This is a genomic window from Streptomyces sp. DSM 42067, from assembly GCF_055792885.1.
This window is the reverse complement of the sequence record NZ_CM147706.1, coordinates 2,116,081-2,131,302: the sequence shown is the minus strand read 5'-3', so window position 1 is coordinate 2,131,302 and position 15,222 is coordinate 2,116,081. Positions and strand designations below refer to the sequence as shown.

At 71.0% G+C, this 15,222-nt stretch carries 12 protein-coding genes; 6 read left to right on the top strand and 6 right to left on the bottom strand.

Annotated features, from left to right (window positions below; genetic code table 11):
* Positions 1 to 3 precede the first annotated feature (3 nt).
* The 3 genes from uca to ACSMXV_RS10095 are packed head-to-tail and all read right to left on the bottom strand — an operon-like array spanning position 4 to position 5,056.
* Positions 4 to 3,570 carry an urea carboxylase gene (uca, locus tag ACSMXV_RS10105; protein ID WP_473177342.1) on the bottom strand — a complete coding sequence of 1,189 codons (3,567 nt, stop codon included), beginning with the start codon at positions 3,568 to 3,570 and terminating at the stop codon, positions 4 to 6.
* Entirely contained in the window at positions 3,567 to 4,235 is a 669-nt protein-coding gene (locus tag ACSMXV_RS10100; protein ID WP_473177341.1) for an urea amidolyase associated protein UAAP2, read from the bottom strand. The genes uca and ACSMXV_RS10100 overlap by 4 nt, the downstream gene beginning before the upstream one ends.
* On the bottom strand, positions 4,232 to 5,056 hold the full coding sequence (locus ACSMXV_RS10095; protein ID WP_473177340.1) for an urea amidolyase associated protein UAAP1: 825 nt from the start codon (positions 5,054 to 5,056) through the stop codon (positions 4,232 to 4,234). Before ACSMXV_RS10095 ends, ACSMXV_RS10100 begins: the two co-directional genes overlap by 4 nt.
* A 177-nt stretch (positions 5,057 to 5,233) precedes the next feature.
* Here ACSMXV_RS10095 and ACSMXV_RS10090 point away from each other — a divergent pair, with 177 nt between their 5' ends.
* The 6 genes from ACSMXV_RS10090 to ACSMXV_RS10065 all read left to right on the top strand — a co-directional run bounded on the left by ACSMXV_RS10090 (position 5,234) and on the right by ACSMXV_RS10065 (position 10,785).
* Complete coding sequence (locus ACSMXV_RS10090; protein ID WP_473177339.1) at positions 5,234 to 5,866, top strand: TetR/AcrR family transcriptional regulator; 633 nt, start codon at positions 5,234 to 5,236, stop codon at positions 5,864 to 5,866.
* 371 nt (positions 5,867 to 6,237) lie between these two features.
* Positions 6,238 to 7,863 carry an ATP-binding protein gene (locus ACSMXV_RS10085; RefSeq protein ID WP_473177338.1) on the top strand — a complete coding sequence of 542 codons (1,626 nt, stop codon included), beginning with the start codon at positions 6,238 to 6,240 and terminating at the stop codon, positions 7,861 to 7,863.
* The gene (locus tag ACSMXV_RS10080) at positions 7,860 to 8,267 is read left to right on the top strand and encodes a roadblock/LC7 domain-containing protein (protein ID WP_181657317.1); all 408 of its coding nucleotides are present in this window, start codon (positions 7,860 to 7,862) and stop codon (positions 8,265 to 8,267) included. Before ACSMXV_RS10085 ends, ACSMXV_RS10080 begins: the two co-directional genes overlap by 4 nt.
* A complete protein-coding gene (locus ACSMXV_RS10075; RefSeq protein ID WP_473177337.1) occupies positions 8,264 to 8,638 on the top strand; it encodes a DUF742 domain-containing protein in 375 nt (124 codons plus the stop codon). Before ACSMXV_RS10080 ends, ACSMXV_RS10075 begins: the two co-directional genes overlap by 4 nt.
* A complete protein-coding gene (locus tag ACSMXV_RS10070) occupies positions 8,619 to 9,233 on the top strand; it encodes a GTP-binding protein (RefSeq protein WP_181657315.1) in 615 nt (204 codons plus the stop codon). Before ACSMXV_RS10075 ends, ACSMXV_RS10070 begins: the two co-directional genes overlap by 20 nt.
* A 31-nt stretch (positions 9,234 to 9,264) precedes the next feature.
* Positions 9,265 to 10,785: a cytochrome P450 gene (locus ACSMXV_RS10065; RefSeq protein WP_473177336.1), complete on the top strand. Its 1,521-nt coding sequence runs from the start codon at positions 9,265 to 9,267 to the stop codon at positions 10,783 to 10,785.
* Positions 10,786 to 10,912: 127 nt separating this feature from the next.
* Here the strand turns inward: ACSMXV_RS10065 and ACSMXV_RS10060 are convergent, their stop codons facing one another.
* The 3 genes from ACSMXV_RS10060 to ACSMXV_RS10050 all read right to left on the bottom strand — a co-directional run bounded on the left by ACSMXV_RS10060 (position 10,913) and on the right by ACSMXV_RS10050 (position 15,171).
* Positions 10,913 to 11,845 (bottom strand): RluA family pseudouridine synthase, encoded by a 933-nt coding sequence (locus ACSMXV_RS10060; RefSeq protein WP_473177335.1) that lies wholly within the window; start codon positions 11,843 to 11,845, stop codon positions 10,913 to 10,915.
* 108 nt (positions 11,846 to 11,953) lie between these two features.
* Positions 11,954 to 13,534, bottom strand: a complete 1,581-nt coding sequence (locus ACSMXV_RS10055; protein WP_473177334.1) for an amino acid permease — start codon at positions 13,532 to 13,534, stop codon at positions 11,954 to 11,956.
* 791 nt (positions 13,535 to 14,325) lie between these two features.
* Positions 14,326 to 15,171 (bottom strand): siderophore-interacting protein, encoded by an 846-nt coding sequence (locus tag ACSMXV_RS10050; protein WP_473177333.1) that lies wholly within the window; start codon positions 15,169 to 15,171, stop codon positions 14,326 to 14,328.
* Positions 15,172 to 15,222: the final 51 nt, after the last annotated feature.

Here is a 15,222-nt window from a genome sequence, read left to right as displayed (position 1 = left end):
TCGTCAGGGCACCGTTGAACTCGCCGGGCCCACGATCACCAGCGCCGTTCCCGCCTCCACCTGGTCTCCCGGCTTCGCCAGCAGGTCCAGGATCACGCCGTCCATGGGGGAGTGCACCCTGGACTCCATCTTCATCGCCTCCAGGGCCAGCAGGGGCTGTCCGGCTGTGACCGCGTCGCCCGGCTTTACGTTCACCTGCCAGACCGACGCGGCGAATTCGGCCTCCACCAGGCGGCCGCCCTCCGGGACCGTCACCTCCGCGGGGGCCGCGGCCGGGGCCGATGCCGTCTCCGCACGCGTGAACTCGCCGGCCGCCTCCCAGGCGTCCCGTTCCGCGGCGAAGGCGGCGCCCTGGCGGGCGCGGAACTCGGCGATCGAGTCGGCGTTGTCGGAGAGGAACCGCTCGTACTCCGCGAGGGAGAAGACGCCCTCCTCGATCCTCGGTACGAAGCGGCCGGAGGTGATGTCCGCTCGGAGGGAGAGCAGCTCGTCCGCCTCGACCGGGTACCACTTGATGCGGTCGAAGAAGCGCAGCAGCCACGGTGAGCCAGGCTCGAAGGCGCCGCGCTGCTGCCAGCCCGACCACACCTGCGTTGTACGGCCCACGAACTGGTAGCCGCCCGGCCCCTCCATGCCGTAGATGCAGAGGTACGCGCCTCCGATGCCGACCGAGTTCTCCGCCGTCCAGGTGCGGGCCGGGTTGTACTTGGTCGTCACGAGGCGGTGGCGCGGGTCCAGCGGGGTGGCCACGGGTGCGCCCAGGTACACGTCTCCCAGGCCCAGCACCAGGTACTCCGCGTCGAAGACCGTCCGGTACACGTCGTCGACCGAGTCCAGGCCGTTGACGCGGCGGATGAACTCGATGTTCCAGGGGCACCAGGGGGCGTCGTCGCGGACGCCCGCCATGTAACGGGCGATGGCCTCGCGGGTCGCCGGGTCGTCCCAGGAGAGGGGCAGGTGCACGGTCCGGGACGGGACGACCAGCTGGTCGGCGGGCGGGAGGCCCGACTCGATCTCGCGCACCGCGTCGAGAAGTTCGTGCTGCGGCAGCACGTCCGGATCCGTCTGGATCTGGAGGGAGCGGATGCCGGGCGTGATGTCCGTGATGCCCGGCAGACCGACAGCGACCACCGCCTCCATCAGCGCGTGCACGCGCATGCGCAGCGCTAGATCCAGTTGCATCGGCCCGAACTCGACGAGCAGGTTGTCGTCGCCGCTGCGGCGGTACGTCACGTCTCCGTGCCTGGCCAGGACGCCGCCGTCCGTGATCTCCGAGCGGTCCGCGACCGGGGCGAGCGCAGGAGTCCGGCGCAGGCGCGCAGCCGCATCCACGGTCACCGGTACGAAGCGCACCACGTCCCCCGGCCGGAGCTGCCCCAGCTTCCAGCGCTGCCCCTTCGCCACCGTCGCCGGGCACACGAAGCCGCCGAGCGAGGGCCCGTCCGGGCCGAGCAGCACCGGCATGTCGCCGGTGTAGTCGACGGCTCCGACCGAGTAGGGCGTGTCATGGATGTTGGACGGGTGCAGACCCGCCTCGCCGCCGTCCGTACGCGCCCAGCGGGGCTTCGGGCCGACAAGTCGTACGCCGGTGCGTGCCGAGTTGAAGTGGACCTTCCAGTCGGCGGCGTAGAAGTCGTGGATGTCGTCCTCGGTGAAGAATTCGGGGGCGGCGTGCGGGCCCTCGACGGCGCCGATGTGCCACTCGGACGCGAACGCAGGGCGATCGCCCAACGCAACCGGGGCGCCCGATTCCGTGACCGTACCGCCGTGCAGCACATCGCCCGTGCGCAGCGCCCTGCCGCCGTGCCCGCCGAACCTTCCCAGCGTGAATGTGGACGCACTGCCCAGGAATGCGGGAACGTCCAGGCCGCCGCCCGCGAACAGCACATACGTGCGCAGGCCGTGCTCCGTCGGCGCCCCGATCTCAAGGAGGGCCCCGCCCGGCACGGTCACCGGCTCCCACTGGGCGACCGGCTCGCCGTCCACGGTCACCGGTGCGGGCGCGCCGGTGACGCACACCGTTGTCGGGTGCGTGAACCGCAGGGACGGACCCTGGAGCGTGCACTCCAGACCAGGCGCGCCCTCCTCGTTGCCGAGCGACCGGTTGCCCAGCCGGAAGGACAGGTCGTCCATCGGACCGCACGGGGGTACACCCACCTGCCAGTAACCGGTGCGGCCCGGCCAGTCCTGGACGGTGGTGAGCGTGCCGCCGGACACCACCTCGATCCGCGGCGTCGGGTCGCTCACCCCCGCCAGCGTCGCCGTCGAGTGCGAGGCCGACCGGAAGGCGTCGTCGGCCAGCGCGGCCCGCACCAGCCCGAGGTTCGTCTCGATGCCGTCGACGCGCGCGGCGTCGAGGGCGGCGTCCAGCTTGGCGAGGGCCTCCGCACGATCGTCGCCGTACGCGATGACCTTGGCCAGCATCGGGTCGTACGAGGCCGTGACCTCCGTGCCCGTCTCGACCCAGCCGTCCACGCGCACGCCCTCGGGGAACGACACGCGCGTGAGCAGGCCGGAGCTCGGCCGGTGGTCGCGCGAGGGATCCTCGGCGTACACACGGGCCTCGACGGCGTGGCCGCGCGGCGGACCCGGGTCCTGGACGATGCCGGTCTCGCCCTGTGCCAGGCGCAGCATCCAGGCGACGAGATCGACACCGTAGATCTCCTCGGTGACCGGGTGCTCGACCTGGAGGCGCGTGTTGACCTCCAGGAAGTACGCCTCCTCGCCGGCCGCGTCGTAGACGAACTCCACGGTGCCGGCCGAGCGGTAGCCGACGCTTGCGCACAAGTCCCTTGCGGCGGCTGCCAGTTGCTCGCGTATGTGGTCGGGCAGGCCCGGCGCCGGGGCCTCCTCGAGGACCTTCTGGTTGCGGCGCTGGAGCGAGCAGTCGCGGTCGCCGAAGGTCACGACGCGGCCCTCGCCGTCGCCGAAGACCTGCACCTCGACATGGCGGGCGTGCTCGACGAGCCGCTCCAGGAACACTCCGGCGGACGAGAACGAGGCCGCGGCGACCCGCTGCACCCGCTCCCACGCGTCGGTCAGCTCGGCGGCCGAGCGGCAGGCCGACATACCGATGCCCCCACCGCCTCCGGTCGCCTTCAACATCACCGGATAGCCGATGCGCTCCGCCGCCTCCAGGGCTTCCGCGAGATCTGCGAGCAGGCCCGTGCCGGGCGCCAGCGGCACGCCCGCCGCCTCGGCAGCGGCCCGCGCGGTGTGCTTGGCGCCGAACAGCTCCAGCTGCGCGGGCGTCGGCCCGACGAACGCGATCCCGGCGTCCTCGCAGCGCCGCGCGAACCCGGCGTCCTCCGACAGGAACCCGTACCCGGGATGGATCGCGCCCGCGCCCGAGTCCTTGGCCGCCTTCAGGACGAGGTCCGCGTCGAGATACGACTCCTGGGCGGGCGCGGGACCGAGCCGTACGGCCGCATCGGCGAGCCGGACGTGGGGCGCGGCGCGGTCCGGGTCGGAGTAGACCGCGACCGTGCGCAGGCCCAGCTCCCTGGCCGTGCGGATGATGCGGACCGCGATCTCGCCGCGGTTGGCGACCAGCAGCGTGTCGAAACTCATGCGGCGCCCGCCCGGCCGGTCTCGCCCGCTCCGTCGGCGGTCCCCGCCCCACCGGCCGCGGCCGACGGAGCCTCACCGATCGTCATCTCCACGGCCGTCGGCTCGAAGCCGTTGCACGGGTTGTTGATCTGCGGGCAGTTGGACACCAGCACGATCACCTCGCGCTCGGCGCGCAGCGTCAGCTTCAGGCCGGGTGCCGAGAGCCCGTCGACGATGCCCAGGGTGCCGTCCTTCTCCACCGGCACGTTCATGTACCAGTTGACGTTGGAGACCAGATCGCGCTTGCCGAGACCGTACTTGTGGCCCTCGGCGAGGAAGTTCTCCACGCACGCGTGCTGGGACCAGGTGTGGTGCCCGTAGCGCAGGGTGTTGGACTCCTTGGAGCAGGCGCCGCCGACCGTGTCGTGCCGGCCGACCTCGTCGTCCACGACCGTCATCAGCGGGGTGTGCTCGTTCGACATCAGCACGCTGCCCGTGGTCAGGAAGATGTTGCCCTGGGCGTGGATCGTGTCGGGTGCGCTGTAGCGGACGCTCGTGTCCCGGGCGTCGTAGACGAGGAAGTCGACGGCCTGGTTGCCGTGCAGATCGGTGATCGTGAGCGTCTCGCCCGCGGCGAGCACGGCCGACCAGGCGGACCGGGCCGGGACAACGGTGCTGTGGGTCATGCGATCCCCCTCGCGGCAAGGAACTCGGCGGTGTTGAGGAAGGCGCGGCGGCCCTCGGGTGTCGACTCCCACAGCGGGTCGCCCGGCTGCGTCGGGCCGGCCCGCCAGGCGAGCACCTCCAGCGGGGTGCTGGTGTATGTCTCGCGCGGGTCGGCCGGGTGCGGGACGTTCGCGATCAGCACGGTGACGTCCTGCTCGGTGCGGAGCGTCACGCTCGTGCCGGGGCCCGCGGACCCGTTGAAGTCGAGCGCGCCGTCCTCGCGTACCTCCACGCCCTGGAAGAAGGACAGCGACGGCGGCAGGTCCCGCGCGGACAGGCCGTTCTTCGCGGCGGCCAGCTTGAACAGCTCGCGGCCCGCGGGGGAGGCCGACTGCGGCGCCCCGTCCCCGTAGCGCTCGGTGTTCCGTACGAGCGTGGAGGTGCCGCACAGGGCGTCGTGGCGCCCTGAGGTGTCCGCGGTGATCGACGCGAGGACACGGCCCTGGTCCGACAGGAGCAGCTGTCCCTCGCCGAGGTAGGCGTTCCACTGGACCTTGACCGTGTCGGCCACGTTCAGCCGCTCCCACGGCCGGTCCGCCGCATACAGCAGGAGGTGGGCGCAGGCGTCGCCCGCCAGGTCCGTCAGGCGGAACTCGGTGCCGCGGGCCAGCACCCGGTGGGTGTAGTTTCCGCCCGCCACCGTCTCCGCCCACACCAGATGGCCGGCCTCGCAGGGCGGCGCGGGCCAGGCGCTCGCGGGCACGACGGGCATGGCGTCGGCGTGGGTGCCCTCCTGGGCGCGGGCATGGTCGCGGGCTCCGTAAGTGGTCGCTGTCGCCATCGCGGGACCTTCCGGCTCGGCCTGTGTGCTTTCGTCGCGCGACGGTGTTTCTGTCGCGCGACAGAAATTACGAGCGGGAGGCGTCACGGCGATTGCCCGACTGTTGCGCCGCGGTTACCGATCCCTCACCTCGACCGCCAGTTCTGGGTTGTACGGCGGTGTGCGACGATCGGGACCATGGGCACCACGGGAGGATCACGGGCACGGGTCGGCAGGCCGCGCGCCGCTCAGCGGCCGGACAGCGGGCTGTCCGCGCGCGATGAACTCCTCGCCGCCGCGGCCGAGTTGTTCACCACCCGCGGATACGCCGCCACGACCACCCGCGCCGTCGCCGAACGCGCGGGCATGCGCCAGGCGACCATGTACCACTACGTGTCCGGCAAGGAGGACCTCCTCGCCGAGCTCCTGGAGTCCACCGTCACGCCCTCGCTGACCCTCGCCCGCCGCCTCCTCGCGGACGACGCGGCCCCCGCCGAGCGCCGGCTGTGGGAACTGTGCCGCTCCGACGTGGAGCTGCTGTGCGGCGGGCCGCACAACCTCGGCGGTCTCTACCTCCTCCCCGAAGTGCGGTCCGAACGGTTCGCCGGATTCCATGCGGTACGGGCCGAACTCAAGGACACCTACCGCCAGTTGCTGGCCGCCACGGCCGTCGGGAAGACCCTCGGAAAGAGTGAGCTCGCACTCCGCACCGACCTCCTCTTCGGGTTGATCGAAGGCGTCATCCTGATCCACCGCTCCGACCCCGAACGGCCCGTGTCGGCTTTCGCCGAGGCGACTGCGGACGCCGCGCTGCGCATCGTCGGAGTCTGACCGCCCGCGGGGCCGGGGTGCCTCATGTGCCCCGTAGCCTGCAGAAACGGTCCGCCATCACCGCCTGAGGGTGCGCAATTCGCATACCGCCCCGCGATTACCGCACGTGTTCGAATGGCTGCCCAGCGTGCAAATGGGCCAGAGTGTATTCCCGCGCGGCATGGCATTTCAGGTGCTTGCGGAATATGACATGGCGATGATCCGGTCGGACTAAGCTCGCCCACAGCGCACCGAGTTGCGGCGTATTCGTGCGCTTGTTCCCAAAGATTCCTGGTGGTTCGAATGTTCCCCCCACGGGTCTCCGTAACCCGCCGCAACTCACGGCAAGTACGTACAGACCACTCTGAACCGACCGTTTTTAGAGGGCATACATGGTGAGTGTTCAATCGCCTCCCGGTGGCCGAGAAGTCCCCTACGCACGCGCGCTGTTGCTGCCCGCCATACTCATGGCCGCCGCGACCGGGGCCGCCGTCGCCGCCGTGCCGGAACCGGCCCGGATGGCCGTCGGCTGGTGCGGCGGCATCGCCGCTCTCATGGTGCTCGCGGTCGCCATCGAGGCGGTACGCCGAGGCCGTACCGTCAAACGGCTGCACCGGCAGTACACGGACCGGCTCGCGTACCTCGAGCGGCGTGTGGCCGTGTACGACGCCGAGACCGAACACCTGGGTGAGCAGCTCCTGCCGGACACGCTCTACCGGATGCGGCAGGGCGAGTCCCCCGCCGAGGCGATGCGCGTCGTCATCGACGAGGACCCCGACTACCGGGACCTTCCCCAGGCGCAGCGCAAGCTGCTGCGCGCCGTGCTCGAGATCCTGGACCGCGGCGATGCGATGCGCGACGCGTCGGCGAACGCCTTCGTCCACATCGCACGCCGAGTCCAGGCAATCGTCCACCAGCAGTCCGTCGAGCTCCGCGAGATGGAGGAGGACCACGGGCGCGCGCCCGAGGTCTTCGACGACCTGCTGCGCCTCGACCACGGCACCGCGCTCATCGGCCGGCTCGCCGACAGCGTCGCGGTGCTCGGCGGTTCCCGCCCCGGCCGTCAGTGGCCCAAGCCGGTCCCGCTGTACAGCGTCCTGCGGGGCGCGATGTCCCGCATCCTCGACTACCACCGCATCGACCTGGACTCGATCGCCAAGGTCTCCGTCGAAGGCATCTCCGTCGAACCCGTCATCCATGCCTGCGCCGAACTGCTCGACAACGCCACGCGCTACTCGCCGCCGCAGACCCGGGTGCACGTGACCGCCGTCGAGGTGCAGACCGGTATCGCCGTCGAGATCGAGGACGGCGGCGTCAGCCTCACCGAGGATGGCAGGAAGCGGGCCGAGACCATGCTCGCCGAGGCTCAGGAGGGCATGGACCTCAACAGCCTCAGCGACACCCCGCGGCTCGGCCTGGCCGTCGTCGGCCGCCTCTGTGCGATGTACGGCATGCAGGTCTCCCTGCGGCAGTCCGCGTACGGCGGCGTACGCGCGGTGCTGATCGTCCCGCGCAACATGCTGACCGGCGCGCCCGCACCGGCCCTCGCGCACGGCATCGGCGCATCCGCCGTGCCTCGGGTGGACAACGACGGCAATCCCATCCGGGAGCTCGAGCGCGCGCCGAAGAAGCGCCGCCCGACCTCGGGTCCGCCGACTCCTCTCTCCGCCCTGGAAGACGACATCCCCGTCGTCACCGAGTGGACGGCCACCGGCCTGCCGCAGCGCCGCAGCCGGGTCAAGACGCCGCTGAGCGAGCGGTACGCCGAGGCCCGCGCCGCCAAGGAACGGGAGGCCGAAGCAGCACGGGCCGCCGAGGCCAAAGCCGCCATCCCCGGCCAGCGGCAGGCACCGGCGCCGCGCGAGCCGGAGAAGGAGGAGCCCGCGCCAGGTCTGTGGGTCGAGGCGTTCATGAACGGCCTCAAGGGCGGCGGTGACAAGCAAGGCACGCCTGGTGCCGTCGAGTCGAAGGCCCGGGCAGATGACGACACCACCGAGGACGAGGGGGACCTCAAGTGATTCAGCAACGGGCCAATTTCGACTGGATGCTCAAGGAACTGGCCGACGGCGTAGGGGGGATCCGGCAGATCGTGGTCCTTTCCGCGGACGGGCTGCGCATCGCCCGCCATGGCGGTGACCCGGACGCCGCCGACCGGCTCGCGGCGGCCTGCGCCGGTCTGCAGAGCCTGGCCGGTGCCGTGGCCACCGAAATCCCCGACAGCGACGGCCAGATGCGCATGGTCATCATCGAAGTCCGAGGAGGCTTCTTCTACATGATGGCCGCGGGGGCCAACGCGTACCTGGCGGTGCTCGCGAGCGAGATCGTGGACGCGGGGCTCCTGAGCAGCCGCATGCGCGACCTCGTCGTCCGTATCGGGGCTCATCTGACCAGTCCGCCGCGGCGCGACGGGCAGGCCGTATGACTCCTCCGCAACGCGAACGACGCGCACACCAGCCGGGCGAGGAGCAGGACCCGGGACGGCTCTATGTGATCACAGGCGGCACCGACGGAAGCCAGCGGGCACCACTCGACCTGGTGGCACTGATCGTCGCACGGTCGGAACCGCCGCTCACCGCCCCGCCGGAGCAGACCGCACTGCTGCGTCTGTGCAGGACGCCGCTGTCCGTCGCCGAGATCTCGGCCTATCTCGGCCTGCCCTTCAGCGTGGTCACCGTGCTGCTGACCGAGCTCCTGGCGGCCGACCTCGTGGAGTCCCGCGCTCCGGTCGTCCGCTCCGAACTCCCCGAACGTTCCCTCCTCGAAGCGGTGATGCATGGACTTCAAAAACTCTGACACGATCGCGGGCCCACGCGCCGAGGACCATCTGCCGGACACGGCCACGACCGCGGTGAAGGTCGTGATCGTCGGTGGATTCGGGGTCGGCAAGACCACGATGGTGGGTTCGGTCAGTGAGATCCGGCCGCTCACCACCGAGGAGACGATGACCCAGGCCGGCATCGGAGTCGACGACAACTACGGCTCGGAGACGAAGACGGCCACCACCGTCGCCATGGACTTCGGCCGCATCAGCCTCACGGACGAGCTGGTGCTCTATCTCTTCGGCACACCCGGCCAGGAGCGGTTCTGGTTCCTCTGGAACGGCCTCTTCGAGGGCGCTCTGGGCGCCGTCGTGCTCGTCGACACACGGCGTCTGGAGGTCAGTTTCGACGTGATGGGGCGCCTGGAAGAGCGTGGCGTGCCCTTCGTGGTCGCGATCAACGACTTCCCCGACGCGCCCAGCTATCCGACGGCCGACCTGCGGACCGCGCTGGACCTCCCCCCGGAGGTGCCCATGGTCAGGTGCGACGCCCGCCGCAGGGCCTCGAGCCGCGACGTCCTGATGACCCTGATGCGCTACCTGCACTCCCTGACCATGTCCCGCGCATGACCTGAATCCCTACCGATCCGAAAGCGACACCGTGACGACCCCATCCCACTCCCATCGCGGCGCGGACGAACCGATCTCCCCGCCCCCGGGCTGCCCGGCCCACGGCCTCGGCCCCGGCGGCCTGCGCCGCCTGTACGGATCCGAGGCCGAGAGCGACCTGGCGGGCATCTACGAGAAACTGCGTGCCGAACACGGCTCGGTCGCGCCCGTCCTGGTCCACGACGACGTACCGATGTGGGCGGTCATCGGCCACACCGAGACCCTCCACATGCTCCGCACGCGCTCGCACTTCACGCGTGACTCGCGCCGAATGCGCGTGGTGCAGGACGGCACGTTCGCGCCTGACAATCCCCTGGCGCCGATGGTCACGTGGGCGCCTCTCATCTCCTTTGCCGAAGGCGCCGAACACCAGAGGGTGCGCGGTGCGATCAACGACGCCCTGGCGACCATCGACGACCGAGGCCTCAGGCGCTTCATCCACCGCAGCAGCCAGCGCCTGGTCAACGAGTTCTGCGAGAAGGGCACGGCCGACCTGGTCAGCCAGTTCGCCGAGCACCTGCCGATGGCGGTGATGTGCGAAGTCCTCGGCATGCCCGACGAGTACAACGAGCGCCTGGTGCAGGCCGGCCGCGACATGACCAAGGGCTCCGAGACCGCCGTCGAGAGCAACGAGTACGTCATGTCGGTCCTGTACAGGCACACCGCACGGCGCCGGGCCCAACCCGAGGAGGACTTCACCAGTCGGCTCATCGCCCATCCCGCGAAGCTCACCGACGACGAGGTCGCCCAGAACCTGCGGGTCGTGCTCATCGCGGCGTACGAGGGAACCGCCAACCTCATGGCCAACGTGCTGCGTATGGTACTCACCGACCCTCGCTTCCGAGCCCAGCTCAACGGCGGGCAGATGACGGTGCCGGAGGCGATCGAGCAGTCCCTGTGGGACGAGCCTCCGATGAACGCCCAGGTGGGCTACGTCGCCACTGAGGACGCGGAGTTGGGTGGCCAGCGAATCAAGGCCGGCGACGGGATCATGTACGTGATCGCCGCAGGCAACCTCGATCCGGTGATCCGCCCCGACCTCAAGGCCAGCATGGCGGGCAACCGCGCCCATCTCGCCTTCGGCGGCGGGCCTCATGAGTGCCCGGGCCAGGACATCGCCCGCTCCATCGCGGACGTCGGCGTCGACGCGCTGTTGATGCGGCTGCCCGATGCGGAGCTCGCCGTGGACGAGAAGGAACTGCGCTGGCGGCAGACGCTCATCGCCCGGCACCTCGTCGACCTGCCGGTGATGTTCACGCCGCGCCCGCCGCAGGACGTGAAGCTCCGGCCCACTATGGGCAGGGTGCCCTCGCCGCGTAAGGAATGGGAGGTGTCGTCCCCGCCGCCACGGCCCCAGGCCACGAGCCCGGCCGCCGCTGTCCCCGCCCAGGCCTCGGCAGCGGAGCGGTCCGACCAGCCCCTGGTCGCGACGCCGCCGCCCTCCCCCACAGGCGAGGGGGAGCGGCCCAAGGGAGCGCTGCAACGCCTGCTCCGCTGGTGGCGCGGTTACTGACCGTCGAACGGCCGACAGGCACCGGCCGACCGGCACCGGCCGACGTCGGCCGCGGTCGGTCGGCTGCGCCCATCGCAGGTCAGGCGGACCGGCCGTTGTCCTCGCCAGGCACGGCCGGTCGGCCATTTCAGTCGCCGGGGTCCGACCAGGCACCCAGCACACGCTGGCTGACGAACCGGTGCGACCGCCCCGCCACCGGATCCGTGAACTCCAGCAGCCGGGCGAGGAGTTGCAGCGGCTGCCCGAAGCCGCCGTCCGGCACCGGGTCGGCCACCACGGGATAGACGGGATCCCCGAGGATCGGCACCCCGAGCGCGTTCATGTGCACCCGTAGCTGATGGGTGCGCCCGGTCCTCGGCAGCAGCCGGTACCGCGCGAGGCCGTCCCGGTGCTCCACGAGCTCGATCAGGCTCTCCGCATTCGGCTCACCCGGCACCTCGCGGGCCGCGATGACTCCGCGTTCCTTCTCGATACGGCTGCGGACGGTACGGGGGAGTGTGAGGCCCGGATCGTACGCGGCCACGGCCTCGTACTCCTTGTGCACGCGCTTGTCGCGGAACAGCGTCTGGTACGCGCCGCGCTCCTGCGGCCGCACCGTGAACAGCACGACGCCGGCCGTCAGACGGTCCAGACGGTGGGCCGCGGTGAGCGTGGGGATGCCCAGATCGCGCCGGAGGCGCCCGAGCGCCGTCTCGGCGACATGGCTGCCGCGCGGGGTGGTGGCGAGAAAGTGCGGTTTGTCGGCGACGACGATGTGCTCGTCGCGGTACAGGACGTCGACGGCGAAGGGCACGGGCACCTCGGCCGCGAGCTCCCGGTGGAACCAGACGAACAGCCCCGGCACGTATGGCGCGTCGTGCGCCACGGCCCGTCCGTCCGCCCCCACGATCAGCCCGTCGTGCAGCATCCCGTCGATCACCCCGGGCCCGGCCGCCAGTCGCTCGACGAGGTGATCCCGCACGGTGCTCCAGGCCCCGTCCATGGGCAACCGGACCCGAACGGGATCGATACCGTCGCGCTGTGGCAGAGGGGCGGGGGGAATGCGGGGCCTGCGTCTCATCAGCTCGAGCGTAACCGTTGTGGGGAGGCGTTCCGCGGGCCTTCCAGGTCCCGGACGCCGTAGGCCCCGCGATGCCCTAGACCCCCGATGCCGCAGGCCCCCGATGCCCTAGGCCCCCGACGCCGCGGCGGCCGGCTGAGGCTCCGCGGTCGGGGTCCGCCGGACGACGCGGCTCCGGTAGAGCCGATAACCCGCTCCGGCCGCGAGCGTCACGCCCAGGAACAACACCGTGAACCACTGGAAGTACCAGTGCCCGCCCGCCGGGTCGTACACATCCGCGCGCGGCCACGCGAGGTTGACCGTCATGAACAGGCCGTAGATCAGGGCGAGTCCGTTGACCGGGACGCCCCAGCGGCCCAGGGAGAAGAGCGGTCGGCCCGCCTCGTCCACCGCGTCGGCCGCGGCACCGGGGAACTGCCCGCGCAGCCGCCGTACGAGCAGCGGGCCGGTGACCATGGCGTACGCGAGGTAGAGCATCACGATGCAGGTGGTGCCGATCGCCAGGAACGCCTCAGGCGACGCGAAGTTGAGCAGCAGAAGGGCAGCAGCGAGGGCGCCGACGACCAGGGCGGGCGCGTTCGGCATTCCGGTGCGCGGATTCACCTTGGCGAGCAGCCGCGAGCCGGGGAGCTGCCCGTCGCGGGCCATCGAGAAGAGCATCCGGCAGGCCGCCGTCTGGATCGCGAGTGTCGCCACCGCGATGGCCACCACCACGTCGGCGAGCAGGAACCGGCCGACGCCGTCGCCCAGGCTACTGGTGAGGACGTAGCTCAGTCCGTCGACGGCCAGGTGTCCGTCCGTGAGGCTGGGCGCGGCGAGCAGACCGCCGAGGACGATCAGGCCGCCCAGCAGGCCCGCTGCACCGAGCGCCGTGAGGATGGTGCGGGGCGCGGTGCGCCGGGGATTGCGGGTCTCCTCGCTCATCTCGCCCGCGCTGTCGAAACCGATCATCACGTACGCCGCCATGAACGAGCCCACGAGCAGCGCCCCCAACAGGCCGCCCTGGGCGCCGTCGCCCGTGTGGAACGTGATGCCCGGGGAGCGCTCGGAATGGGTGAGGAGCAGCACGATGATGAGGACGGCGCCGATGATCTCCGCGGTGACACCGACCCGGTTGACCACGGACATCACGCGGTTGTCGACGATGTTCACGATCGTGGTGAGGACCAGCAGGATCACGCCGAGCACCGCCGCGTTCGCCGCACCGGTGGGCGAGGTGGGCGCCGGGTCGCCGCCGACCAGCTGGAAGCCGGACCAGATCGCCGGCATCACCATCTGCAGGGCGAGCGCCGCCGCCGCGACCACCACGATCTGCCCGATCACCATGATCCAGCCGGCGAACCAGCCGAAGGTCAGGTTGGACAAGCGTGAGGACCACTGGTAGATCGCGCCCGAGATCGGGTAGCGGGCAGCGAGTTCGGCGAAGCACGCGGCCACCATCAGCTGGCCGAGCAGGACGGCAGGCCAGGTCCAGAAGAAGACCGGGCCGCCGAAGGCGTAGCCGAACGCGAAGAACTGGAAGACAGTGGTCAGCACGGAGATGAAGGAGAACCCGGCGGCGAACGAGGCATAGCGGCCGAGGCTGCGGTGCAGCTCCTGGCGGTAGCCGAACGCGGCCAGCGAGGAGTCGCCGGCGTCCGTGGGCACCGGCGGATCGGGACGGAGATCGGCAGGGGCGGGGGTTGTCATGGCGGCAACCTGCTTTCGCGGAGGCGGCGCGGGAGTTCTGTCGGTCCCTGTCGGAGCGACAGTCGGGGTGTCGACAGTCGGGGCGACATTCCCGTACGGCGACGTTCCTGTCGGACTGCATGACTTCCTGTCGGGTGACAGAAATTAGGGACGGCCTGTTTCACGGGCGTGACGCAGCCGTATCTGCTGGGGGCCGAACTCCTCACGGGCCTTGGGGCGGGCACCGCGTCGCGGTAGCTCGGGCCTCACGACGTGCCTTGGCCACGACGTCCTGCGCGCATCGCGGCCCGCCGGGTCCCGCCGACCCGCCGCTGCGAGCTCGTCGACAAGCTCGGCGTTGTTAAGCGGGTGCTGTGTGGGTGCGTATGCGGGCGGGGCGGCACTCGCGGACGTGACAGGTCGCCTGGCCCACGTGGGTGGGTGCTCGGCCGGGCGGGGGGCGTGGGTTGGCCGGAGACGGTGCGGCGGAGGGCTGCGCCACTCGGAGACGGTTCGTCACCGGCCAGGGCTGTGCGAGACGGTGCGTCACCGGCCCGCGCTGAGCCACCCGGAGACCGTGCGTCACCGGGGCGGGCTGCGCCATTCGGAGACGGTGCGTGCGTCACCGGCCCGGGCTGAGCCACCCGGAGACCGTGCGTCACCGGCCCGCGCTGCGACGCTCGGATGTGATGCGCCACCCGGACCATGTGCGCGCGGCGATCGGCGTCTGCCTGGCGCAGTCAACCCCCCCCAAACGCCGGACGGGCTGGAAACTCCAGCCCGTCCGGTCCGTACTCGTGCAGGGAAAGGTCTCAGGAGGCGGTCGCCCCGGCCGTCTCCTGCTCGGCCTCGATGCGGGCGTTCCACTCGCGCTTGGCGGCCTGCCAGCCGTCCTCGTTGTGGCCCAGTCGCCAGTAACCGGAGATCGAGAGGTCCTCGCGCGGAATTCCGCGCTCGACGCGCAGCAGACGGCGCAGTTCCTTCACGAAGGCCGCCTCGCCGTGCACGAAGGCATGGAGCCGGCCCTCCGGGAACTCCAGCTCCCGTACGGCCTCGACCAGCGCCTCGCCGATGGGGCGGTCCCCGCGGTGCAGCCAGACGACCTCCACATCGGTGTCGATCTTCTGCTCCTCCTCCGGGCCCGCGATCTCCACGAAGGCGCGGACGTCGGTGCCCTCGGGCAGGTTCTCGAGGGCGGCGGCGATCGCGGGCAGTGCGCTCTCGTCTCCGGCCAGCAGATGCCAGTCGGCATCATGGTCCGGGGCGTAAGCGCCGCCGGGGCCGAGGAAGCGCACGAGCTCGCCCGGCTGTGCGCGCATCGCCCAGGGCCCGGCAAGCCCCTCGTCACCGTGGATCACGAAGTCGAGCGTCAGCTCGCGGTGCTCCGGGTTCCACGCACGCACCGTGTACGTACGCGTCACCGGCCACTGGTCGCGGGGGAACTCGGCGCGGATCCGCTCCATGTCGAAGGGCTCCGGGTAGGTCACGCCCTCGGCCCCGAACAGCAGCTTCACATAGTGGTCCGTGCAGGTGTCCGCCGTGAATCCGGCCAGCCCCTCGCCGCCGAACACCACGCGCTGCATGTGTGGGGTGAGTCGCTCGGTGCGGACCACCCGCGCGGAGTGCGGCTTCGGAGCGCGACGTGCCGGACGTGCCATGACGGCCTCCCATGTAACGTGCTTAGGCAAGCCTAAGTTAACACTTCGGCG